Origin of the sequence: Pseudomonas sp. BRG-100 (genome assembly GCF_000737955.1) — a bacterium.
GTDB lineage: Bacteria > Pseudomonadota > Gammaproteobacteria > Pseudomonadales > Pseudomonadaceae > Aquipseudomonas > Aquipseudomonas synxantha_A.
Map to the genome: position 1 here is coordinate 2,489,592 of NZ_JPRX01000001.1, position 22,738 is coordinate 2,512,329.

Annotated in this window: 17 protein-coding genes, 1 tRNA gene and 2 pseudogenes; 11 read left to right on the top strand and 9 right to left on the bottom strand. The window is 60.8% G+C overall.

Features of this window, described 5'->3' with window-relative positions; translation table 11 throughout:
• Positions 1-77: 77 nt before the first annotated feature.
• From JH25_RS16195 to JH25_RS16175, 5 genes are all read left to right on the top strand, one after another.
• On the top strand, positions 78-629 hold the full coding sequence (locus tag JH25_RS16195) for an RNA polymerase sigma factor (protein WP_032878027.1): 552 nt from the start codon (positions 78-80) through the stop codon (positions 627-629).
• Positions 630-867: 238 nt separating this feature from the next.
• Positions 868-944 (top strand) — tRNA-Met (locus JH25_RS16190).
• A gap of 127 nt (positions 945-1,071) precedes the next feature.
• Positions 1,072-1,851 (top strand): PhzF family phenazine biosynthesis protein, encoded by a 780-nt coding sequence (locus tag JH25_RS16185; protein WP_032878029.1) that lies wholly within the window; start codon positions 1,072-1,074, stop codon positions 1,849-1,851.
• 36 nt (positions 1,852-1,887) lie between these two features.
• Entirely contained in the window at positions 1,888-3,717 is a 1,830-nt protein-coding gene (gene ggt, locus JH25_RS16180; RefSeq protein ID WP_050549354.1) for a gamma-glutamyltransferase, read from the top strand.
• Positions 3,718-3,744: 27 nt separating this feature from the next.
• Positions 3,745-4,461, top strand: coding sequence for a polyphenol oxidase family protein (locus JH25_RS16175; protein ID WP_032878031.1), 717 nt, complete (start codon positions 3,745-3,747; stop codon positions 4,459-4,461).
• A 3-nt stretch (positions 4,462-4,464) separates the two neighbouring features.
• Here the strand turns inward: JH25_RS16175 and ddlA are convergent, their stop codons facing one another.
• Positions 4,465-5,559, bottom strand: coding sequence for a D-alanine--D-alanine ligase (gene ddlA / locus JH25_RS16170; protein WP_032878032.1), 1,095 nt, complete (start codon positions 5,557-5,559; stop codon positions 4,465-4,467).
• Positions 5,560-5,721: 162 nt separating this feature from the next.
• On the opposite strand from ddlA, the gene JH25_RS16165 reads away from it, so the two are divergent.
• A complete protein-coding gene (locus tag JH25_RS16165) occupies positions 5,722-6,531 on the top strand; it encodes an AraC family transcriptional regulator (protein WP_032878033.1) in 810 nt (269 codons plus the stop codon).
• A 446-nt stretch (positions 6,532-6,977) separates the two neighbouring features.
• On the top strand, positions 6,978-7,214 hold the full coding sequence (locus JH25_RS0127105; RefSeq protein WP_005784550.1) for a hypothetical protein: 237 nt from the start codon (positions 6,978-6,980) through the stop codon (positions 7,212-7,214).
• Positions 7,215-7,367: 153 nt separating this feature from the next.
• On the opposite strand, the gene JH25_RS29360 is transcribed toward JH25_RS0127105, so the two are convergent.
• From JH25_RS29360 to JH25_RS16155, 3 genes and pseudogenes are all read right to left on the bottom strand, one after another.
• The gene (locus tag JH25_RS29360; protein ID WP_371920264.1) at positions 7,368-7,799 is read right to left on the bottom strand and encodes a methyl-accepting chemotaxis protein; all 432 of its coding nucleotides are present in this window, start codon (positions 7,797-7,799) and stop codon (positions 7,368-7,370) included.
• Positions 7,800-7,907: 108 nt separating this feature from the next.
• Positions 7,908-8,684: pseudogene (locus JH25_RS29365) on the bottom strand (PAS domain-containing protein); the annotation flags it as partial.
• Positions 8,685-8,789: 105 nt separating this feature from the next.
• Positions 8,790-9,122 carry a DUF2790 domain-containing protein gene (locus tag JH25_RS16155; protein ID WP_032878036.1) on the bottom strand — a complete coding sequence of 111 codons (333 nt, stop codon included), beginning with the start codon at positions 9,120-9,122 and terminating at the stop codon, positions 8,790-8,792.
• 225 nt (positions 9,123-9,347) lie between these two features.
• Here JH25_RS16155 and JH25_RS16150 point away from each other — a divergent pair, with 225 nt between their 5' ends.
• The 3 genes from JH25_RS16150 (at position 9,348) to JH25_RS16140 (ending at position 13,128) form a co-directional block, all read left to right on the top strand.
• Positions 9,348-10,667, top strand: coding sequence for an OprD family porin (locus tag JH25_RS16150; protein ID WP_032881122.1), 1,320 nt, complete (start codon positions 9,348-9,350; stop codon positions 10,665-10,667).
• 335 nt (positions 10,668-11,002) lie between these two features.
• Positions 11,003-11,677, top strand: a complete 675-nt coding sequence (locus tag JH25_RS16145) for a heavy metal response regulator transcription factor (protein ID WP_005784544.1) — start codon at positions 11,003-11,005, stop codon at positions 11,675-11,677.
• On the top strand, positions 11,674-13,128 hold the full coding sequence (locus JH25_RS16140) for a heavy metal sensor histidine kinase (protein WP_032878037.1): 1,455 nt from the start codon (positions 11,674-11,676) through the stop codon (positions 13,126-13,128). Before JH25_RS16145 ends, JH25_RS16140 begins: the two co-directional genes overlap by 4 nt.
• A gap of 74 nt (positions 13,129-13,202) precedes the next feature.
• Here JH25_RS16140 and JH25_RS16135 read toward each other — a convergent pair whose 3' ends face one another.
• The 4 genes from JH25_RS16135 to JH25_RS16120 form a co-directional block, all read right to left on the bottom strand.
• Complete coding sequence (locus tag JH25_RS16135; RefSeq protein WP_032878038.1) at positions 13,203-16,346, bottom strand: CusA/CzcA family heavy metal efflux RND transporter; 3,144 nt, start codon at positions 16,344-16,346, stop codon at positions 13,203-13,205.
• 17 nt (positions 16,347-16,363) lie between these two features.
• Positions 16,364-17,470: an efflux RND transporter periplasmic adaptor subunit gene (locus tag JH25_RS16130; protein ID WP_032878040.1), complete on the bottom strand. Its 1,107-nt coding sequence runs from the start codon at positions 17,468-17,470 to the stop codon at positions 16,364-16,366.
• Positions 17,471-17,489: 19 nt separating this feature from the next.
• Positions 17,490-18,716 (bottom strand): TolC family protein, encoded by a 1,227-nt coding sequence (locus JH25_RS16125; protein WP_032878041.1) that lies wholly within the window; start codon positions 18,714-18,716, stop codon positions 17,490-17,492.
• Between the two features lie 109 nt (positions 18,717-18,825).
• Positions 18,826-19,731: a cation diffusion facilitator family transporter gene (locus tag JH25_RS16120; RefSeq protein ID WP_032878042.1), complete on the bottom strand. Its 906-nt coding sequence runs from the start codon at positions 19,729-19,731 to the stop codon at positions 18,826-18,828.
• A gap of 217 nt (positions 19,732-19,948) precedes the next feature.
• On the opposite strand from JH25_RS16120, the pseudogene JH25_RS0127110 reads away from it, so the two are divergent.
• A pseudogene (locus JH25_RS0127110) lies at positions 19,949-21,318 on the top strand (GntT/GntP/DsdX family permease).
• A gap of 3 nt (positions 21,319-21,321) precedes the next feature.
• On the opposite strand, the gene JH25_RS16115 reads toward JH25_RS0127110, so the two are convergent.
• Positions 21,322-22,611 (bottom strand): MFS transporter, encoded by a 1,290-nt coding sequence (locus JH25_RS16115; RefSeq protein WP_032878043.1) that lies wholly within the window; start codon positions 22,609-22,611, stop codon positions 21,322-21,324.
• Positions 22,612-22,738: the final 127 nt, after the last annotated feature.

Consider the following 22,738-nt stretch of genomic DNA (forward strand, 5'->3'; position numbering starts at 1 on the left):
TTTTTCTGTTTGGCACAAGCAGTGCAATCGGGTTCCTGTCGATACGTTTCGACTGCGTCTACCTTAAGGAAAAAATCATGAATATTCCTATTGAAGCCTTAGTTCACCTTGGTGGCAATTCGCCTCAATTCATGCTTCATCTGACAGACGATCAACAGAAAAAGCTTCGCCGCTTTATTCATAAACGCGTGCTTAACCCGGAAGATGCGGATGATCTTTTGCAATTGACCTACCTGGAAGCCTGGCGTAATCGCGAACGTTTCAGCGGCACCGCAACGCTCAGCACCTGGATGTGTGGCATCGCGCAGAACCTGATCCGCAATCACTTTCGGCGCCTGTATGCCAAACCCGCACATTGCGAATTCGATGAGTCGCTGTGGCATGGCCAGGAAGAGACCCACAGTCTGGATTGGGAGTTTGAGATCAACCGGCGCCTGGAAAATACCCTGAGCGCTATCGATCACTTGCCGACCGAGATGCGCAAGACGCTGTACGCTTCACTGGAAACCGACGGTAGCTATCAGGACACCGCCGACGTACTGGACATCCCTATCGGCACCGTGCGCTCGCGCCTGTCACGGGCACGCGAACAGCTCAAGCGCGTGACCCACACCCCCCTGCATCGCTAAGCTGAATTAGCCGGGCAAGCGTTGGGCGACAGGGATATCTGCCCAACACTGTCAGACTTGGCCTGATAGACGCCAATGCTCTGCATCTGCCCCCCGCTACAGAGCGCATCCGCCAGCGAGCCTCCCTGCCGCCTGTCACCCAAAGCAGCGTTTTCGGTTAAACGGTTGAAAGCGTAGAAAAAAACTCAACAAAAAGACTTGACGCATTGCCGTTCCGAGCGAATAATGCGCGCCACTTGGCTACATAGCTCAGTTGGTTAGAGCATAGCATTCATAATGCTGGGGTCCGGGGTTCAAGTCCCTGTGTAGCCACCAAGTACTAAAAACGGCTTACCGAAAGGTAGGCCGTTTTTTTGTGCGCGTAAAAAACTCCCCAACTGTATTTTGACGCCCCCCACCCCCACTGTTAGTGTCCAGCCTCCCTAAAATGCGGAGTGCCCCGATGAAACTGGACATCTACCAAGTCGACGCTTTCAGCCAACACCCCTTCGGCGGCAACCCGGCGGCGGTGTGCCCGCTCACCGAATGGTTGCCCGACGAGCAACTGCAGAGTATCGCGGCTGAAAACAACCTCTCGGAAACCGCGTTTTTTGTACCCCGTGGCGAGTTCTACGAGCTGCGCTGGCTCACCCCCGAAGTCGAGGTAGACCTGTGCGGCCATGCCACCTTGGCGGCGGCCTGGGTATTGATTCATATGCTGGCCGATGCGCCGCAAGTGCTGCGCTTTGCAACGCGTAGCGGCGAGTTGCGGGTGACGCGCAATGGCGATGAACTGGCGATGGATTTCCCAGCCAAACAGCCGCAACGCTGCGAGCCACCGGCCGGAATGTTGAGCGCACTGGGCATTGAAACTGCTGAGGTGTTTGGCACCGATGACTACATCGTGCTGGTGGAAAATGAAGCGCAGGTGGCGGCACTGACACCGGATTTCGCACGGCTCAAGGGCCTGCCCAAACGTGGGATTGCAGTCACCGCCAAAAGCACACAGTTTGATTTTGTCTCACGCTGGTTCGGCCCGAATGTGGGGGTCAATGAAGACCCGGTCACCGGCTCGGCGCACACCTCGCTGGCAACGTTCTGGGCCGAGCGCCTGGGCAAGTTGCAGATGACCGCCGAGCAAGGCGGCCAGCGCAAGGGCCAGTTGCGCTGTGAACTCAAGGGCGACCGCGTGATTATCTCCGGCAAGGCGGTGCTGTATATGCAAGGCACGATTTATCTGTAAAACGCAATTCCCGAAGGACAACAGATCATTCTCAAAATGAACGGAGTTCAGCGCGTGCTTTTGACTTCCCGCCGTCAGCTGACGGTCATCGCAGCAGCCCTGGCCCTTGCGGCCTGCCACACGTCTGTCACCGAACAACCACCGGCACCGGAGTTGGGTTCGGGCTATCGCACTGACCTGAGTACCCGCCACGCCGAGCACCATATGGCCGCCGCTGCCAACCCGTTGGCTGCCGAAGCCGGACGCGAGATGTTGCGCCAAGGCGGTTCGGCCATCGACGCGGCGATTGCGATGCAAGCGGTGCTGACCCTGGTAGAGCCACAGTCTTCCGGCATTGGTGGCGGTGCGTTCATCATGCTATGGGATGGCAAAAACGTGCAGGCCTACGATGGCCGCGAGACCGCACCGGCGGGGGCGACCGAGCGCTTGTTCCTGAAGGCCGACGGCACGCCGATGGCGTTCACCGATGCGCAAATTGGCGGGCGCTCTGTCGGCACGCCGGGTGTATTACGCGCACTGGAAATGGCGCACAAGAAGAGCGGCCATCTGCAATGGGCCAAGCTGTTCGAGCCGGCGATCCGCCTGTCGGAGCAGGGCTTTGCCATTTCACCGCGCTTGCATAGCTTGATCGCGGCGGATCGCTTTATTGTGCAATCGCCCGAGATGGCGGCGTACTTCCTGAATGCCGATGGCTCGCCCAAAGCCACCGGCACGCTGTTGAAAAACCCGGCGCTGGCCGCGGTATTCAAGCGCATCGCCAAGGAAGGGCCGGATGCGCTGTACCACGGGGCGATTGCCGATGAGATCGCACGCAAGGTGCAGGGCAATCACAATGCCGGCAGCTTGTCCGTAGCCGACCTCAAGGGCTACAGCGCCAAGGAGCGCGCCCCACTGTGCACCGACTACAAACAATGGAAAATCTGCGGGATGCCGCCGCCCTCCTCTGGCGGGATTGCCGTGGCGCAGATCCTTGGCACCTTGCAGGCGCTGCAGACCCGCGACCCGCGCCTGGCGATCGCGCCGATGACCCCGAACAAGAGTACTTCGCCGGCCGGGCTTGAACCGACACCCGAGGCCGTGCACCTGATCGCCGAAGCCGGGCGCCTGGCCTTTGCCGATCGCGCCCTGTATGTGGCCGATGCAGACTTCACCCCCGTGCCGGTTGCCGGCCTTGTTGCACCCAACTACCTGACCCGGCGCGCCGCGCTGATCGGCGAGCGCAGCATGGGGGTCGCCAAGCCTGGCCAACCGGAGGGCGTTCAAGTGGCGTATGCACCGGATCGCTCGCCGCTGCGCATCTCCACCTCGCAAGTGGTGGCGGTGGACGACCAGGGTGGCGCGGTGTCGATGACCACCACCGTGGAAGCGGCGTTCGGCTCCCACGTGATGGTCCAGGGCTTTTTGCTCAACAACCAGATGACCGATTTCTCGTTCATCCCCGAAGAAAACGGCCAGCCTGTGGCCAACCGCGTGCAACCCGGCAAGCGCCCGCGCTCGGCCATGGCTCCAACCCTGGTGTTCGATCGCAACAGTGGTGAGTTGCTGGCCACCGTGGGCTCCCCGGGCGGTTCGCAGATCATCGAGTACGTGAGCAAATCCCTGGTGGCCATGCTCGACTGGAAGCTCGACCCGCAAGCGGCCATCAGCCTGCCGAATTTCGGCAGCCGCAATGGCGCAACTGAGTTGGAAACCGGCCTGTTCAGCCCTGCGCTCAAACAAGCGCTCAAGGACAAGGGCCATGCCCTGAGCGAGATCGATATGACCAGCGGCGTACAGGCCATCGTCCGCACGCGGGATGCCCAGGGCAAGGTGTCGCTGAGCGGCGGCGCCGACCCTCGGCGTGAAGGCGAGGCGTTGGGCGACTAGGGTGTTTTGATCAAAGGAGAATGCACGGTGAACAAAGCCCATAACCTCAATGCCCTCCCCGGCGTGGATCACGGTTTTTGCTCGATTGACGATCCGCTGCGCCCCGATGACGTGTTTATTTGCAAACAGGTGCACAGCGCGTCAGTGATCGAGTGGCAGCCGGGTCAGCCGGCCAACACGATTGAGGCTGACGGGGTGTTCACCCGGAGCCGGCAGCCAATTGCGGTCATTACGGCCGACTGTTTGCCCATCCTGATCGCAGGCGGTGATTTAGTGGCCGCCATTCATGGCGGCTGGAAGGGCCTGCAACGCGGGATTATCGGCAATGCCGTGCAGCGTTTTATCGATGAAGGCATTAGCGCGACCCAGTTGCGGGTGGCAATTGGGCCGTCGATCAAGCCTTGCTGCTATGAGGTGAGTGAAACGTTCATTGCCCAGTTCCAAGCGGATCAAGGCCACCTATGGGAGGACAGCCAGGCACCCTGGAGCATTGAGCAACCGACACCGCTACAAGCTCCGCACATTACACCGCCCCACGCCAGGCAAGCGGGAAGTGCCTGGTTTGACTTGAGCGGGTATGGGCTGCTGTTGCTGCAAGCGGCGGGGGTCAAGCGCGAGCAGATCGAGGTGAGTGACGTGTGCACTTATTGCACGTCGCCGACGTTTGCCAGCTATCGCAGGAGGACGCATCACTTGGAGGAGCCGAAGACATTGATCTATTCGTGGATTGCTCGTAAACGCTAACGATCAGCGATTGCTCTTCAACCCCTTGCGCCGCGCATGTCGCTCCAGCGCCAATTCGATCAACCGGCTCACCAACTCGCTGTAGCTCATGCCCGCCGCCTGCCAAAGCTTGGGGTACATGCTGATGCGGGTAAAACCAGGCAGTGAGTTGATCTCGTTGATCAGGACTTCGCCCTCATTCGTCAGGAACACATCCACCCGCGCCAGCCCTGCGCAACCCAACACCTCAAAGGCTTCAATGGCCAAGCTGCGAATTCGTTCGCTGGCTTCACGGCTGATAGCCGCAGGCACCACCACTTGGGCGGCCTGATCGTCGATGTATTTGCTGTCGTAGGAATAAAAACCGTCGCTCACCACGATCTCACCACAACCGCTGGCGATTGGGTGGTCATTGCCCAACACGGCGCATTCGATTTCACGGCCCTGGACGGCGGACTCCACCAGCACTTTTTCATCAAAACCCAACGCCAGCTCAACCGCAGCGTGGTACTCGGCTTCGCTGCCGACTTTGCTCACGCCCACTGAGGAGCCCTGGTTAGCGGGCTTGACGAACATCGGCACGCCGAGCTTGTTCGCCGCCGCTTCAAAGGAAGTGCGCGCCGCGTTGCCACGGGTGAGGGTGATGAACGGCGTGACGGCAATACCGGCGTCACGCAGCAGGCGCTTGCTGATGTCTTTGTCCATGCACACGGCCGAGCCGAGCACGTCGGAGCCGACGAAAGGCAAGTCGGCCATACGCAGCAAACCTTGCAGGCAACCGTCTTCGCCAAGGGTGCCGTGGACAATCGGGAAGATCACATCAATATGTTCCAGCAGGCCCTGCCCGGAGGTTTCCACCACCTGCTGGCTGGCCTTGCCGGGCACCACCGCCAATTCGCGGTTGGATTGGTTGAGGGCGATCAGGGCAGGGTTTTCCTGGTTGATCAGGAAGTTCGACGTGTCGTTGAGGTGCCAGTGGCCGGCCTTGTCGATACCGATCAGGATGGGCTCGTAGCGCGAACGGTCGAGGGCATCGACGATGTTGCGCGCCGATTGCAGCGAGACCTCATGCTCAGCCGAACGGCCACCAAAAATAATACCTACCCGCACCTTGCTCATGACCTGGCCTCACTGTTGAAAGTAAGGCTTCTTAACACGGGCGGTCAGCGATCCGCTAGCAATCTGCACCACCCGACGCCTGCACAATCGTACAAGACCCCAGACAGACAACCGTGGCAGACTCGGTTAACGTGTTCCCACCTCCTTCTGTGACAAGTCACCATGGGCAAACCCACCCACTCCCTCGACTGGCTGCACCGCGCCCCGCACGCCAGCGGCCTGGACCGTATCGAGGCGTACTTTGCCGGTTTCGCATTCGACCCCCATCGCCATGACACCTACGCCATCGGGCGCACGTTGTTCGGCGTGCAGAGTTTTCATTATCGCGGTGGCATGACCCACAGCATGCCCGGCACCACCATGGTGATTCACCCGGACGAAACCCACGACGGCCGTGCCGGCAGCGATGAAGGCTTCAAGTACCGGATGATTTATGTGGAGCCGGCGCTGATCCAGCAGATCCTCGGCGGCAAACCCTTGCCTTTCATTCCCGGCGGCCTGTCCACCGACCCTCGGCTGCACCGCGCCAGCGAAGTGCTGCTGCAAAGCTTGGATTGCCCGATTGACCCGATGCAAGAGCAAGACGCCATGTTCGACCTGGCCCAGGCCCTGAGCGAGGCATCCGGTGCCGTCGTCAGCCGTAAATCCTTCGACTACGTGGCCGCCGAACGCGCCCGTGAATTTATCCACAGCGCCCTGGGCCGCAGCATCACCCTGGATGAAATAGCCGACCATGCCGACCGCGACCGCTGGGCGTTATCGCGGGATTTTCGCTTGTTGTTCGGCACCAGCCCCTACCGCTACCTGACCATGCGCAGGCTGGACCTGGTGCGTCACTTGTTGGCCCAGGGCCAATCTCTGGTGGATGCCGCAATGACCGCCGGCTTCACCGACCAAAGCCACATGACCCGGCAATTTCGCAGCACCTACGGGATGCCGCCATCGCGTTGGGTAAAGATGCTCGGACGCTGAGTGCTGGGTTGGAATACGTTCAAACTGTGGGAGCTGGCTTGCCTGCGATGCAGACACCTCGGTGTATCAGGCACACCGCTATCGCAGGCAAGCCAGCTCCCACAGTTGGATGAGGTGGTGTTGCTGGCATTTGGTCATGGTTTGTAAAGGGCCAGCAAGCTGTGTCCCTTTAAATTGCAGGACGTTTCCGAGACAATCCCTGCCGCCTTGTGCCTGTTGGAATCGATGGCTAGTCTTCGGTCCGTCACTGCCTTTTCAGTGATCGGGTTTAGTCGCTCGGATTTAATAGGCGCATGGTCCTCCATGAGGTTTTATGGTGGCTGTGCGCAGGGCGCCCTCGGGTGCGCCGGACTTTGCCTATTTGCCGGTCGACTAACCTGCGTACAGCCGCCACCCAACGTTTAGTCGCGACGGGTCGGCTCCTTTGAGTTAATAGGAGTTACACCATGACCAAAGCACTTCCCGATCCACCCATGGACTGCCTCGTCGTCAACGAAGACCTCAGCTTCGAAGACGCTCAACTCTATATCTCACACCTGATCAACAGCGCCTCTGCCACCGTGTGGGACTGTTGCGATCACCTGCAACCCCATGACCGCGCCAGAATCCATGCCGCGTGGCATTTGCTGGAGATGGCCAAGACCGTGCTAAACCGCACCATCGAGTGCATGCCGCGCACCTGAAAACACGACAAAACTCATGTGGGAGCTGGCTTGCCTGCGATGCAGACACCTCGGTACATCAGATACACCGAGGCGATGCTATCGCAGGCAAGCCAGCTCCCACATTTGGGTTCTGTTGTCGCCAAAATCGAGTTTGGTGTCCGAACGTGCTCTTTAGCTCGACAACTGATTGGCAAACTGCCCGACCGCGCTCACCACTTTTTGCGCACCGTCCTGAATTTCCACAATCACCGTACCCGCCTCGGCCGCCAGGGCCAGGCCTTGCTCGGCTTGCAGGCGACCGTCGGCCATCAGCGCAACCGCATCGCGGGCCATGTCCTGGTTCTGGCGCACTACGCCGACGATTTCCTCGGTGGCTTTGCTGGTGCGTGAAGCCAGTTGCCGCACTTCATCGGCCACCACCGCAAAGCCACGCCCCTGCTCACCGGCACGCGCTGCTTCGATGGCCGCGTTGAGCGCCAGCAGGTTGGTCTGCTCGGCGATGCCACTGATGGTCTTGACGATGCTGCCGATCACCTGGGACTGGGCATTCAGCGCCTCGATACCTTCGCCGGCCTGTTGCATGTGTTGGGCCAGGTCGCGCATCACATCCACCGCCTGGGTGACCACGGTGGTGCCGCGCTGGGCGCTGTCGTCAGTTTGCAAGGAGGTGCTGTAGGCAATGTTGGCGGCCTCGGCCACCGCTTGCTCGCGGTTAACCTGGTCGGTGATCACCGTGGCGAACTTGACCACTTTGTACAGCCGTTCGTTGGCGTCCAGCACAGGGTTATAGGTGGCTTCCAACCACACCAGGCGACCGTGGCTGTCCACGCGCTTGAAGCGCGCCGCCACGAACTCACCGGCGTTCAAGCGCTTCCAGAACTGCTGGTACTCGGCGCTGTTGTATTCCTGCGGTTCGCAGAACATACGGTGATGTTTACCCTGGATCTGCGCCAGGCTGTACCCCATGCTGCTGAGGAAGCGGTCATTGGCGGTGAGCACGTTTCCGTCCAGGTCGAACTCGATCAACGCGGTGGAACGCATCAGCGCGGTGATCAGGTTTTCATGCTCACGCGAACTCTCGATGGTGCGGGTGAGGTCGCTGGAGAACATCGAAAAATGCTTGATATGCCCCTGTGAACTGCGCACCGGCTGCACGATCGAGCGCAACCACGCTTCCTTGCCATTGCCACGCATAAGGCGCACGGCGCCGGCGAAGTGTTCGCCGCGGGCCAGGGCGTGCTTGAAGCGCAACTGAAACTCATCCTGGCGCACATGGGCCGGTACCAGGTCTTCGATTGCACGCCCCACAATCTCACTCAATGAATAAGCCAGTTCCTGCAGGAAGTTGGCATTCGCCCACTCCACCCGGCCCTCGGCGTCCAGCGTCAGGACGAGCATTTCGCTTTCCAGGCTCTCTTTCACCTGTAGCAAGCTCGACAATTCTTCGCGCAGAGCGGTCAGCTCCTGCTTCAGGCGGGTATTGAACATGGGGCACCATTAGGCAAATGGGGTGGGCGTCCTAATCTGCATCGGCGCTGGCGCAATTTTCTAAAGAGAGCTTGCAGCCCAAGTCGAACTATATTTTCAGCGCCATCAGCCCCCATTGAATCGGCACACACCCATCACTTGATATTCCAGGGTATTGAGCTTGCCGCTGGAGTCTTCATAGGTCATGCGCGACGGCACGGCGTTGCACGAGCGGATCGGCGGCGTCACGTTGACCACCTTGGCGATATCCAGATCCATGCCGTAGCGATAGGTCTGCACCTGAGGCACCGCCTTGCCTTTTTTGATCGCATAGGCGGCCATGGCTTTCTCGTTGCGCTCCATCATCAGGGCAAAGGTGCGATCCCCTCCGCCTTCGGCCAGTGCACCGAACGACAAGACCGCCGTTAATACGCCCAAACCCACTGTATAGAAGTTCATGACCAAGTCCTCGACTAAAAGTTAAGTGTCGAGACTAACCAACGAACCCTGACACCAGGTTCACCAGAACATTACGTATTTGTTAGATGGCCATTAGTTTCCAGAATCGTAATCTTCATGCAATGCGCCTGTTATACGCCGTTTGCAACTATCAGCCTGGGCCAGATCAATAAGAACGCCTGCCTCTATAAGAAGCCGATAACTGCCATCACCGAGGAGCGCATCATGAATATTCGTCACTACACCCTTCCCTTTTCACTGATGGCCGCGTTGCCCCTGGCCGTGGCGGCAGGGCAGGAAAAGCCCGACGGTTTTATCGAAGGCAGTAGCCTGAACGTCCTGGCGCGCAATTTTTACTTCAATCGCGACGATCGCAAGGGCCAATCCAGCCCCACCGGTAACGGCTATTCCGAAGCCTGGGCGCAGGGGCTGATCAGCCGGTTCGAGTCCGGCTTTACCCAAGGCACCGTGGGGTTTGGCCTGGACGCGTTTGCCATGCTGGGGCTCAAGCTCGACTCCGGTGCAGGCCGTAGTGGCGGCAAGGGCTCGTTCGGCGTATTGCCGGTGGACAGCACCAATCAGCCCGAAAACCGCTACAGCAAACTCGGCGGAGCGGCGAAACTGCGTGTATTGGACACCGTGATCAAGGCCGGCGACGTATTCCCGCTGACGCCCGTAGTGGCGTACGGCGATTCACGGGTATTGCCCCAAAGCTTTCGCGGTTTCACCGTACAAAACACCAGCCTGAATGGCCTGAGCTTGCAAGGCGGACGCTTGAGCGGCATGAGCCAGCCCAATGAAAGCGGGATGAACAAAGGCTTCGCGACGTTCTATGCGGGCAAGGTCGACTCGCCTTGGATCGCCTACTTCGGCGGGGACTACCAACTCAACAGCCACCTTGGCTTGAGCCTCTACAGCAGCCGCTTGAAGGACGCATGGGATCAGTACTACCTGGGCAGCAACGCCAACTATGCGCTGACCGACGACGTGTCACTGTTCGGCGATTTCAACTACTACAAGGCCGTGGACGAAGGCCGCAAACGGCTCGGCGAATTCGACAACAGCATCTGGAGCGCCAGGCTTGGGGTCAAGGTCGGCGCCCATAGCGTGGCCGTGTCGCACCAGCGCAACAATGGCGACGATGACTTCGACTACCTGCGCCAGTCTGATTCGATCTTCCTCAACAACTCGATCCAGTACAGCGACTTCAATTCGCCCAAGGAGCGCTCATGGATGGTGCGCTACGACCTGGACATGCAGGCGTTCGGCATCCCGGGCCTGTCGTTCATGACCCGCTACGGCAAGGGCACCGGCGCCGACTACAGCAACGCCAACGCCGTGTACATGCGTCGCGATGCGGCGGGTAACCCGCTGACCGATCAACGCCGTTGGGAACGGGATATCGAGGCCAAGTACGTGGTGCAAAGTGGGCGTTTCAAGGATTTGTCCCTGCGCTTGCGCCAGGCCACCGTGCGCTCCAGCGCCTTTGAGTCCGATCTGGAAGAAGTTCGCTTGATCGCCGAATATCCACTGGCCATTTTGTGACACTTACATTCGCTCGCGATTAACTAACATCTGTTCACAAATAGCCGGTTATCAAAATTGTAATATTGGCCTCAGCTTCTCGTTAGTTTCAACTTTCTATACTCGCGCCAACTTATTTACCGAGCACGTTCATCTCTGAAGCTTTTGTGTAGCTCCTTTGGAAAGAGATGAATTTTTAACGCCCCGCTTGGGGCGTTTTTTTTGTGCGCCGGGCTATGCGACCGATGGTCGCAGTTGACCCTAAAGCTACTTTAGCCTTCAGACTTTTCCCACTTTGATAACAGCCGCCATAAGGACATGGGCGCCTTCTCTCCATCATTCAAGAGGTAACCCCCATGCGTATCCTTGTGATTGAGGACGAGCAAAAAACCGCTGACTATTTGCGACAGGGTTTGAACGAAAGCGGCTACGTGGCCGACTGCGCCGCCAATGGCATTGATGGCCTGCACCTGGCCGAGCAGCATGCCTACGAGTTGGTGATTCTGGACGTCAACCTGCCGGGCAAGGATGGCTGGCAAGTGCTGGAACAACTGCGCCGCAACGGCAACCAGCGGGTGATGATGCTCACGGCCCGCGGCAGGCTGGCGGACAAGATCAAGGGCCTGGACATGGGCGCCGACGATTACCTGGTCAAGCCGTTCGAGTTCCCCGAGCTGCTGGCGCGGGTGCGCACCCTGTTGCGGCGCAGCGAACACATCCCCCAGCCGGAAGTGTTCCGCGTCTCGGACCTGGAACTGGACCCGCGTCGCCACCGCGCCTATCGCGGCACTCGGCGCATCGACTTGACCACCAAGGAATTCGCCCTGCTGCAGGTGCTGATGCGCCAGAGCGGTGAAGTGCTGACCCGCACGCAGATTATTTCGCTGGTATGGGACATGAATTTCGACTGCGACACCAATGTGGTGGAAGTCTCCATCAGCCGCCTGCGCGCCAAGGTCGACGACCAGAGCGAGGTCAAGCTGATCCACACCATTCGCGGCGTCGGCTACGTGCTGGAGGCGCGTCCATGAAAACCGGCAGCCTGTCGATGCGCCTGGGTTTGACCGTCAGCCTGATGGGCGCGGGCCTGGTCTTGCTGCTGGCCACCCTGGCCTACCTGGCCCTCACCCATGAACTGGAAAAACTGGCGCGCAAGGGCCTGGAAAGCAAGATGGAGCAGCTCCAGCACAGCCTGTCCCTGGGGCTCGACGCCCAGGCCATTCGCGCTCGTCCCCATGCGCTGCTGGACCTGGTCATCGGCCACGACAATTTCTACCTGACTATCGTCGGCACCGCGCCCGACACCCGCGTGTTAATGAACATCGGCGCCAAGCCCCAATCGCCGTTGCTCACCGACTTCAAACCGCGGGAAACCCTCGGCTACCTGAACTGGACCGACAGCGACGGCAACCAGGTGCTCAGCGCCTCCAGCCTGATGCGCCTGGCCAGCGGTGAACGCGTGCGGGTGCTGCTGTCCCTGGACCGCAGAGACGACCAGGCACTGCTCAGCGCCTATCTGCGCGCCACGCTGATTGCGCTGCCGCTGCTGTTGATACTGATCGGCATGGGTGCCTGGTGGTTGGTACAACGCGGCTTGGCGCCGTTGAAGCAATTCAGCCAGGTGGCGGCGAAGGTCACCACCCAGGACCTGACACACCGTTTGTCCGTCGACAATTTGCCCCACGAACTGGGGGAACTGGCCCAAGGCTTCAACGTGATGCTCGACCGCCTGGATGCGGGCGTACAGCAACTCTCGCAATTCTCCGATGACCTGGCCCACGAACTGCGCGCCCCGCTGACCAACCTGATGGGCAAGGCTCAACTGACCCTGTCGCGCCAGCGCCCGCCGGAGGAATACAAAGCGGTGCTGGAATCCAGCACCGAAGAGCTTGAACGCCTGGGGCGTATTGTCAGCGACATGCTGTTCCTTGCCCAGGTCAGCCATCCGGCGGCGCGGGCGTCATTCACCGACGTATCCCTGGGGCAAGAGGCCGAGCGAGTGATGGAGCTGTTTGCCCTGAGTGCCGAAGACAAGCAAGTCACCCTGAGCCTGCGCGGCGAGGCCTGGGTGACGGGGGATCGTCTGATGATCCAGCGGGCGATTTCCAATTTGCTCTCCAATGCCATACGCCATACGCCAGAAGGTTCGAGCATCCTGCTGTTGGTGGAAACCTATGGCCAGAGCGTGTCGCTGTCGGTGGGCAACCCCGGCCGAGGCATCGACGCGCACCACCTGCCGCACCTGTTCGAACGTTTCTACCGCGCCGACAGCAGTCGTACCCGCGCCGAAGGCGGCAACGGGCTGGGGTTGGCCATAGTGAAATCGATCATGCATTTGCATCAGGGGCATGCTCATGTCACCAGCCAACCTGGGCGTTTCACACGGTTTAGCCTGGTGTTTCCTTTGCAAACAACAGAGATCTCATGTGGGAGGGGGCTCGCCCCCGATGGCAGTGTGTCAGTCAACACATGTATCAACTGACCTGCCGCTATCGGGAGCAAGTCGAATCGTCGCACCGCCCCTCCCACATTGGTTGTGTGGTGCATTCAAGATTGTTATTCGGCCTCTTCTTCACGGCGATGAGCCCATTGGTACAACGCTGGTAGCACCAGCAACGTCAGCAAGGTCGAGGAAATAATCCCGCCAATCACCACCGTCGCCAACGGGCGTTGTACTTCGGCGCCGGTGCCGGTGGCGAGTGCCATGGGGATAAACCCGAGGGACGCCACCAGCGCAGTCATGAGCACCGGGCGCAAGCGGGTCAGCGCGCCTTCGTGGATCGCCACCGCTAACGAGCGCCCTTCTTCGCGCAGGTTGCGGATAAAGGCGATCATCACCAGGCCGTTCAGCACCGCCACACCGGACAAGGCGATAAAGCCCACCCCTGCCGAAATCGATAGCGGAATATCCCGCAGCCACAGCGCCATGATTCCACCAGTCAACGCGAACGGAATCCCGGTGAACACCAGCAAGCCATCCTTGAGGTTGTTGAACATCATGAACAGCAGGCCGAACACCAGCAGCAACGCCACCGGCACCACGATACGCAGGCGCTCGGAGGCTTCTTTCAACTGCTCGAATTGCCCGCCCCAGGTGGTCCAGTAACCGGCGGGCACTTTCACCTGAGTGGCAATGGCCGCTTCGGCTTCCTCGACAAACGAGCCGATATCACGCCCACGCACGTTGGCGCTGACGATCACCAGGCGCTTGCCATTCTCGCGACTGATCTGGTTGGGGCCCAGCACCAGGTCGAGGCTGGCGACCTGGGACAAGGCGATAAAGCCCAGTTGTCCCGAGGTACTACCGGCCAGCGCCGGCACCGGAATCAATAACCGTGACAAGCCTTCGATGTCTGTGCGCAGTGCGTCGGACAAGCGCACGACCATGTCGAAACGCCGATCACCTTCGTACAACGTACCGGCCTGACGCCCACCGACGGCGACAGCGATGGTGTCCTGCACATCGCCCACATTCAGGCCAAAGCGAGCGGCCTTGTCGCGGTCGATATTGATGGTCAGCACCGGCAGGCCGGAGGTCTGTTCCACCTTCACTTCCGAGGCGCCGTTGAGCTTTTGCAAGGTCTCGGCGATTTCCCCGGCAGTGGTGTTGAGCACGGCCATATCATCGCCAAACACCTTCACCGCCACATCGCTGCGCACCCCGGAAATCAGCTCGTTGAAACGCAGCTGGATCGGTTGCGACAGCTCATACACGCTGCCCGGCACAATCGCGCTGGCGCGTTGGATATCGGCAATGAGGGCCTCGCGGGACTTCTTCGGGTCGGGCCATTGGTCCTTGGGTTTGAGCATCACGTAGCTGTCGGAGATGTTCGGCGGCATCGGGTCGGAGGCGATTTCCGCCGTACCGGTGCGCGCAAATACCCGCTCGATTTCCGGCACTTCGGCCAGCAAGGTTTTTTCCAATTGCTGCTGCATCTGCACCGATTGCGTCAGGCTGGTGCCAGGTACGCGCAGCGCCTGCTGGGCGAAGTCGCCCTCGCTGAGGCTGGGGATAAATTCGCTGCCCATACGGCTGGCGACCAGGCCCGATACGACGATGGTCAGCAGCGCCAGGCCAAATACCAAGGGGCGGCGCGTCATCACCCAATTGAGCACTGGGTCATACACCCGGCGTGCGCTGCGCATGACGAAGTTTTCTTCTTCCTTGACCTTGCCGGTGACGAACAACGCAATCGCCGCCGGTACGAAGGTCACCGACAGAATCATCGCGCCGAGCAAGGCAATCACCACCGTGAACGCCATCGGGTGGAACATCTTCCCGGCCACCCCGGTAAGAGCGAAGATCGGCAGGTACACCACCATGATGATCAGTTGCCCGAAGATCAGCGCCCGTCGCGCCTCTTTGGCAGCAGCGAACACTTCGTGCAGGCGCTCACTGCGGGTCAGCAGGCGGCCGTGACGCTGCTGCGCATGGGCCAGACGACGGATGGCGTTCTCGACGATCACCACCGCACCGTCGACGATAATGCCGAAGTCCAGCGCACCGAGACTCATCAGGTTGGCGCTGACTTTGTTGGTGAACATGCCGGTGAAGGTGAACAGCATCGCCAGCGGAATCACCATCGCCGTGATCAGCGCCGCACGAATATTGCCCAGGAACAGGAACAACACCGCCACCACCAGCAACGCACCTTCGAAGAGGTTCTTCTTCACGGTGGCGATGGCTTTTTCCACCAGGTTGGTGCGGTCGTAGACGGTGACCGCCACCACGCCTTCGGGCAGTGAACGGTTGATCTCCTCGAGCTTTTTCGCCACTGCCTGGGACACGCTGCGGCTGTTCTCACCGATCAACATGAACACGGTGCCCAGTACTACTTCGCGGCCGTTTTCGGTGGCGGCGCCGGTGCGCAGCTCGCGGCCAATGTCGACCTGGGCCACGTTGCGCACACGAATCGGGGTGCCGTCCGAGGTGGTGATGACAATGTTGGCGATGTCATCGATAGACGCCACTTGCCCCGGCGCGCGGATCAACAACTGTTCGCCGCTGCGCTCGATATAACCGGCGCCGACATTGGCGTTGTTGCGCTCCAGAGCGGTCACCAGATCGTTGAGCGTCAGGTTGTAGGCGGCCAGGCGCTTGGGGTCCGGCGCAATCTGATACTCCTTGGCGAAGCCTCCGATGGTATTGATCTCGGCCACGCCCGGCACATTGCGCAGCTGCGGTTTGATGATCCAGTCCTGGATCACCCGCAGGTCGGTGGGGGTGTAAGGCGTACCGTCCTCTTTGCGCGCACCGTCCTCAGCTTCCACGGTCCACAGGAAAATTTCCCCAAGCCCGGTGGAAATCGGCCCCATCGCGGTTTCGATGCCATCGGGCAATTGTCCTCGGGCCACTTGCAGGCGCTCGTTGACCAGTTGGCGGGCAAAAAACAGGTCGGTGCCGTCCTTGAAAATCACCGTGACCTGGGACAAACCGGAACGCGACAGCGAACGTGTCTGTTGCAAGCCGGGCAGACCGGCCATGGCGGTTTCGATGGGAAAGGTGATGCGCTGCTCGGTTTCCAGCGGCGAAAAACCGGCGGCCGCCGAGTTGATCTGCACCTGCACGTTGGTGATATCGGGCACCGCGTCGATGGGCAGTTTCTGATAGCTGGCGATGCCGACACCGGCCATCAACAGCACCGCCAGCAACACGATAATGCGCTGCTCGATGGCGAATTGGATAAGGCGCTCAAACATGGGGAATCACTCGCAGATCAATGGGCGTGTTCGGCCGAGCCTTTGCCCAGTTCGGACTTGAGGATGAAGCTGCCAGCCGTCGCCACTTGCGCACCGGCCTCCAGGCCCTGACGCACTTCGACGTAGCCGTTTTCACTGACGCCCAGTTCAAGATGGCGGGTGATAAAGCCGTCTGCGGTGCGCACGAACACCGAGGGTTTGTCCTCGACGGTCTGGATGGCGGCTTGCGGCACGGTCACCTTGGCCTGGTAGGTATCGGTGGCGACTTGCACGGCCACGAATAAACCAGGACGCCAGGCGTCGTCGGGGTTGGACACCGTCACACGCACGGTGGCGGTGCGCGTTTGCTCGCCGAGCAAGTTGCCGACATATGCCACGGTGCCCAGCACTTCGGTGCCCATTTCCGTCGAGCTGACTTTTACGGGTTTGCCTACACGGACCTTGTTCAAGTCCTTGGGAAAGACACCGAAGGTGACCCACACCTGAGACAGGTCCGAGAGCGTGAATGCGTTGCTGGTTTCACTGACCACCTCGCCCACGCCCAGGTGTTTTTCCACCACCACCCCGGCGAACGGCGCCCGCAGTTCATAGCGATTGCCACCGGCCAGAACTGCGCTGCCGCTGAGGGCGGTCATCTTCTGCCGCGCATTGTTCAGGGCGATTTCGGCCTCTTGCAGGGTTTGCCGCGCCAGCAGGTAATCCTGCTCGGCGGAGATTTTGTCCTGCCACAACTGGCGCTCGCGCTCAAAGGTGGTACGCGCCAGTTCGACCCGGCGCTGGCTGGCCGCCAACTCACTGCGCTGGTCGGAAATCTGCTGGCTGGCGATCACCGCCAACAGTTCGCCTTTTTTTACCGACTGGCCCAGATTGACGTTCACCGCTTCCACTACGCCCGCAGCACGGGGCACGATGTGGGAGGTACGGTCTTCATCAAAACGCACCTCGCCGGGCAGCGTCAGCACCGTGCTGATCGAGCGCGGTTGCGCCTGGGCCAGTTGAATACCGGCGGCCTGGATCTGCTGCTCGGTGAGTTCAAGTTTGCCTTCTTCTTCCTCGGCGTGGGCCAAGCCCGATAGCAGCAGGCCCAAGGCGACGGCGAGCGCCATGCCATGTTTTTTGTTCATCAGGGGACTCCAGGAAAAATCAAAACCGGGCGAGGTCGCCGTAAATTCGTTCGATACGCACCCAGGCGTCGGTGGCCTGGGCCGTCGCCGCGAGGTACTGGGTGCGGGCCGCGATCAAGGTACGCTGGGCGTCGAGCACGTCGAGAAAGCTGAACTTGCCCATCTCGAAACCACGGGTGGCGCTGTCTACCGCGCTCTGTGCGGCAGGCAGGATCTGTTGGTTGAACGCACGCACTTCGGTGTTCGCCGTTTGCCACAGGTCCAGGGCCTGGCGGGTTTCGGTGCGCAGGCGCAGCTCGGCGGCGTTGCGCAGGTCGCGGGCCTGGTCGGCGCGTCGAGTGGCCGCGAGGATGTTGCCCTGGTTGCGGTTGAACAGCGGGATCGGCATCGACACGCCCACCAGGTTGACCCGCTCGCGCACGCTGGCGTCGTACTGGCTGCCAATGGACACATCCAGGTCCGGAATGCGCTGGGCTTTTTCCAGGCCCACGCTGGCTTCGTTCTGCACAATGTTCAGTTCGGCCAGGCGCAGTTCGGCGGTTTGCTCAAGACGTGCCAGCAATGGCGCGGCGGCGGGTAACGCCGGCGCGGAGGTGTTTGGCGTGGCGACGGCCTGGAAGTCGGTGGCCGCACTGCCGGTGCTGGTGGCCAGGCGACGGTAGGCATCAGTGAGGCCAATCTGTGCGCGGTTCAATTCCAGGCGGATTTCCGACACCTGCACCTGGGCGCGGGTAGCTTCCACCGGTGATGACTTGCCGGCGGTGACACGCCCGTTGGCGACCACCAGGCCGCGCTCGGCAAGCGTCATGGAGCGTTGCGCCAGGTCGAGGCGCTCCTGGGCGCGCAGGGCGCCGTAGTAGCTGTCGATGACCTCGGCGCGCAACAGGTTACGGCGCTGCTCCAGGGTCAGCGCGGCGGCGTCCTGGGCGCGGGTGGCCACCTCGATGCGCGCACCGCGCTTGCCGCCCAGTTCCAGGGTCTGGCTGAGTTTGATACTGGTGGTGCGGCTGTTGCGGCGGGTGTCTTCGGCATCCCAGGAGGCCACCGGGTTGGGGATCAAGCCGGCCTGCTGGCGGCCGCCCTGGGCGATGTCGATTTCCCATTGTGCGGCCGCCAGGTCCGGGTTGTTGGCGAAGGCGGTTTGCAGCGCTGCATCGAGGGTGAGGGGTTGTGCCTGGGCGGCGTTTGCGGATATCCACAATGCCAATGCTGCCGCCCCCAACAGTGTTCTAACGGAAATTGCCATAACGAGAGTTCCACGCCCATGAAGTCGCTGAGGTGTCCCAGCGGGGGCAATGTAGCTGTCGGTACTTATCAGGGCCGTGGGTGAAAGATTACAAATCCGTTAGCCAGGCTCAGGCATGCACGTCGTCGTGATCGTCATGCTGAAAACCCTCGCCCTCGACCTGGATCGTGGCATGGGAAATATCGAATTGCTCGTGCAGTAACTCCGTCACTCGGCTGAGGATCTGCTGCTCAGTGCCCTGGGATGCATCCGCGACCAAATGCGTACTCAGCACATTCTTGCCACTGGTGAGGGCCCAGATGTGCAGGTCGTGCACGTCCCTGACCCCAGGCACGCTGCGGATGGCCTGCTCCACCTGCTCGATATCGACGCCTTCCGGCACACCTTGCAGCAGGATGTTCATGCTCGCCTTGAGCAGGGTCCAGGTGCGCGGCAATACCCAAAAGCCGATGGCGGCCGCGACCACGGAGTCGACCCACCCCCAGCCGGTGAACATGATCACCAGCGCGGCAATGATCACGCCGACGGAGCCGAGCATGTCGCTCCAGACTTCCAGATAGGCACCCTTGACGTTAAGGCTCTCGCCGCTGGCCGCGCTGAGCAGGCGCATGGAGATCAGGTTGACGACCAGCCCCAGCAGCGCAATCACCAACATGCCGGTGGACTGGATCTCGGCGGGCGTCTGCAGCCGCAGGTAAGCCTCGTACAAGATGTAGAACGCCACGGCGAACAGCAGCAATGCATTGAACGCAGCCGCCAGAATCTCGAACCGCGCATACCCGAAGGTGCGCTTGCGATCTGCCGGGCGCTTGGCGACCTGGATCGCCACCAGGGAAATCGCCAGAGCCAGGGCGTCGGTCATCATGTGCGCCGCGTCCGACAACAGTGCCAGGCTGCCGGTGATAAAGGCGCCGATGACTTCGGCCAGCATGAAGCTGCCGGTCAGCCCCAGGGCGATCCATAACTTGCGTTCGTGGCCGGCGCGTACTTGGGCGTGGCTGTGTCCTGCGCTCATGGGATGTCCTTGTGGGTTGGGAGGAAGCGGATCATAGAGCTATAGGCCAGATCCACGGGCATGGTTTGCAAAATTGTCATCTGCACGCCAGAACGTCGTTAGCGTTGAGCGCACCAAAATCGTTCATGGACACGCTGGGGCAGTTCTATCAGGTATGCTTTTCAAGCCGAAACAAAAAGAAACATATTAGCCAACCTGCTCGATAAGGAGTTCCGTTTTGGAGTTATCGACTGCCGCGTGGATGGTTCACGACACCCGTCTTATGCTCTGCGTCCTGCTGGCCATCGCGAGCATCATCGTGCTGATCAGCGCGACCAAATTGCCGCCGTTCCTGTCGATTCTGATCGGCACCTTTATCGCCGGTGTGGGTGCCGGTCTACCACCAGAGGAAGTGGCCAAAGCGTTCAGCAAGGGCGCCGGGGCGATTCTGGGTGAGGCCGGTATTATCATTGCCCTGGGCGCAATGCTCGGCGCGCTGATGGCCGAATCCGGTGCAGCCGACCGTATCGCCACTACCTTGCTTGGGCTGGGCAAAGGCAAGTCATTGCCGTGGGTGATGGCGCTGGTCGCCATGGTGATCGGCCTGCCGCTGTTCTTTGAAGTGGGCCTGGTGATGATGGTGCCGATCATCTTTGTGATGGCTAAGCGTTCGAACCAGCCGCTGCTGAAAATCGCCATCCCGGCATTGGCGGGCATGACCACCCTGCACGCCCTGATGCCGCCGCATCCGGGGCCGCTGATTGCCGTGGGTGCGTTGCACGCCGACCTGGGCCTGACCATGTTGCTGGGTTTGTGCCTGGCGGTACCGGCGGTGATCCTGGCCGGGCCGCTCTACGGCAATTGGTTGTCCAAGCGCCTGCATGTGGACGAACCGGCCGAGATTGGCGCGCTGTTCAGCGCACCGCCCAAGGCTCCGCGCCAGCCGAGCTTTGGGGTGTCGTTGCTGATCATTCTGTTGCCGGTGATCCTGATGCTCGGCAGCACGCTGGCCAAAGTCGCGCTGGCGCCAGAAAGCCCCCTCGGCTTGGCCTTGAAGTTCCTCGGTGAACCGCTGATCGCTCTCGGCCTGGCCGTCATCGCCGCAGTGATTTGCCTCGGCTGGGCCGCAGGCATGCCACGCGCCGACGTCGGCAACACCCTGCGCAAAGCCCTGGCGCCCATCGCCGTGTTGCTGCTGACCATCGGCGCTGGTGGCGGCCTCAAGCAAACCCTGCTGGACGCAGGCGTCAGCCAGACCATCAGCAAGGTCGCCGAAGGCGCGCACATGCCCTACCTGTTGCTGGCCTGGCTGATCGCCGTGGCCCTGCGCCAAGCCACCGGCTCGGCCACCGTCGCTACCACTACGACGGCGGGCATCCTCGCGCCGATGATGGCCGGGCTGGCGGCAACGCAAAGCTCATTGGTCGCCCTCGCGATTGGCGCCGGTTCGGTGTTTTTTGCCACGTCAACGACGCCGGGTTCTGGATGGTGCGCGAGTACTTTGGCTTGCAGTTGAAACAGACGATCTGGGTGTGGTCGGTGTTGCAGACGATTGTTTCGGTGGTTGGGCTGGTGGGTACCTTGTTGCTCTGGCACTTCTTGACCTGAACCTCAGGCGGCCAAGGTGTGGCGTTTGCCAAACAACGCCACACTTCCCACCCCCACCGCCCCCATCACCACGCAATACCCCACGCAGACCCACGGGCTGGCCGGCATCAGCGCGATCAATAGCAGCGGCGTAGTACTCGCCCACAGCGCATAGGCAATGTTGTAGGTGAAGGAAATCCCCGACACCCGCACCTGCGCCGGGAACAGGCCGACCATCACTGACGGCACCGCGCCCACCACCCCGCAGCTCAAGCCTGCCACGGCGTACGCCGCGCCCAGCCACACACCGCCGCTGATCAGGCTGGCATACAGGATAAAAATCCCTACCGGCAGCAACAGGCTGTAGACCAGCACCGCGCGCCAGGCGCCGATGCGGTCCACGAGCAAGCCGGCGAGGACGCAGCCGATATTCAGGAAAACGATGCCCAACGCGCTAAGGGCGAAGGTGTGGCTGGGGCTCATGCCGAAGGTTTTCTGCATCATGGTCGGGGTGATGACCACCAGCACCACCACGGCTGAGGTGAGTACGCAGGTGAGGATCATGGCAGGCAACAGCACGGCGCGATGCTCGCGCAGCACGGTGCGCAATGGCATTTCGGCGGCGGCCTGGCGACGCGCCTGCATTTGGAGGAACACCGGGGTTTCGCTGAGCCAGCGACGCAGCCATACGCCGATCACGCCGAATACGCCGCCGAGCAGGAAGGGCAAGCGCCAGGCATAGTCGAGGATTTCGGCCGGGGTGAAGACTTGCGCCAGCAAGGTGGCAGTCAATGCGCCCAGCAGGTAACCGAAGGTCAGGCCGGCTTGCAGGAAGCCCAAGGCGTAGCCACGGTGCTGGCGCGGCGCGTGCTCGGCGACGAAGGTCCAGGCGCTGGGCACTTCGCCGCCCACTGCGGCACCTTGCAGCACGCGCAGCGCCAGCAGGATCAAGGGTGCGAAATAGCCGATCTGCGCGTAGGTCGGCATGATGCCGATCAGCAGGCAGGGCAAGGCCATCATCAGGATGCTCAAGCTGAATACGCGCTTGCGCCCCAGGTGGTCGGCAAAGTGCGCCATCAGGATGCCGCCCAGCGGACGGGCGAGGTAGCCAGTAACGAAGATGCCGAAGCTTTGCAACAGGCGCAGCCACTCAGGCATTTCCGGGGGGAAAAATAATTGGCTGAGGGTCAGCGCGAAAAACACAAAAATAATGAAGTCGTAGATTTCCAGGGCTCCACCGAGGGCGGCCAGGCCCAGGGTTTTGTAGTCGGAGCGGGAAAAACGCTGCGCCCGTGGGGAAAAGGTGGCAGTCATGTGCAGGCTCGACAGACAAACAAAATGGCGTGCAGGTTATGAGCTGAACCCATTGAAGGCAATCACGACGGATATATTTGTTTTACTCATTGATCGTTGAAGATAACTACATTCCCAAATCAATGGG

Coding starts and splice junctions, on each gene's coding strand:
- JH25_RS0127105 (WP_005784550.1), top strand. CDS start 6,978: ATGACCAAAGCACTTCCCGATCCACCCATGGACTGCCTCGTCGTCAAC.
- JH25_RS16195 (WP_032878027.1), top strand. CDS start 78: ATGAATATTCCTATTGAAGCCTTAGTTCACCTTGGTGGCAATTCGCCT.
- JH25_RS16185 (WP_032878029.1), top strand. CDS start 1,072: ATGAAACTGGACATCTACCAAGTCGACGCTTTCAGCCAACACCCCTTC.
- JH25_RS16115 (WP_032878043.1), bottom strand. CDS start 22,611: ATGACTGCCACCTTTTCCCCACGGGCGCAGCGTTTTTCCCGCTCCGAC.
- ggt (WP_050549354.1), top strand. CDS start 1,888: ATGAACGGAGTTCAGCGCGTGCTTTTGACTTCCCGCCGTCAGCTGACG.
- ddlA (WP_032878032.1), bottom strand. CDS start 5,559: ATGAGCAAGGTGCGGGTAGGTATTATTTTTGGTGGCCGTTCGGCTGAG.
- JH25_RS16165 (WP_032878033.1), top strand. CDS start 5,722: ATGGGCAAACCCACCCACTCCCTCGACTGGCTGCACCGCGCCCCGCAC.
- JH25_RS16125 (WP_032878041.1), bottom strand. CDS start 18,716: ATGGCAATTTCCGTTAGAACACTGTTGGGGGCGGCAGCATTGGCATTG.
- JH25_RS16120 (WP_032878042.1), bottom strand. CDS start 19,731: ATGAGCGCAGGACACAGCCACGCCCAAGTACGCGCCGGCCACGAACGC.
- JH25_RS16130 (WP_032878040.1), bottom strand. CDS start 17,470: ATGAACAAAAAACATGGCATGGCGCTCGCCGTCGCCTTGGGCCTGCTG.
- JH25_RS16145 (WP_005784544.1), top strand. CDS start 11,003: ATGCGTATCCTTGTGATTGAGGACGAGCAAAAAACCGCTGACTATTTG.
- JH25_RS16135 (WP_032878038.1), bottom strand. CDS start 16,346: ATGTTTGAGCGCCTTATCCAATTCGCCATCGAGCAGCGCATTATCGTG.
- JH25_RS16150 (WP_032881122.1), top strand. CDS start 9,348: ATGAATATTCGTCACTACACCCTTCCCTTTTCACTGATGGCCGCGTTG.
- JH25_RS29360 (WP_371920264.1), bottom strand. CDS start 7,799: ATGCGCGACCTGGCCCAACACATGCAACAGGCCGGCGAAGGTATCGAG.
- JH25_RS16155 (WP_032878036.1), bottom strand. CDS start 9,122: ATGAACTTCTATACAGTGGGTTTGGGCGTATTAACGGCGGTCTTGTCG.
- JH25_RS16140 (WP_032878037.1), top strand. CDS start 11,674: ATGAAAACCGGCAGCCTGTCGATGCGCCTGGGTTTGACCGTCAGCCTG.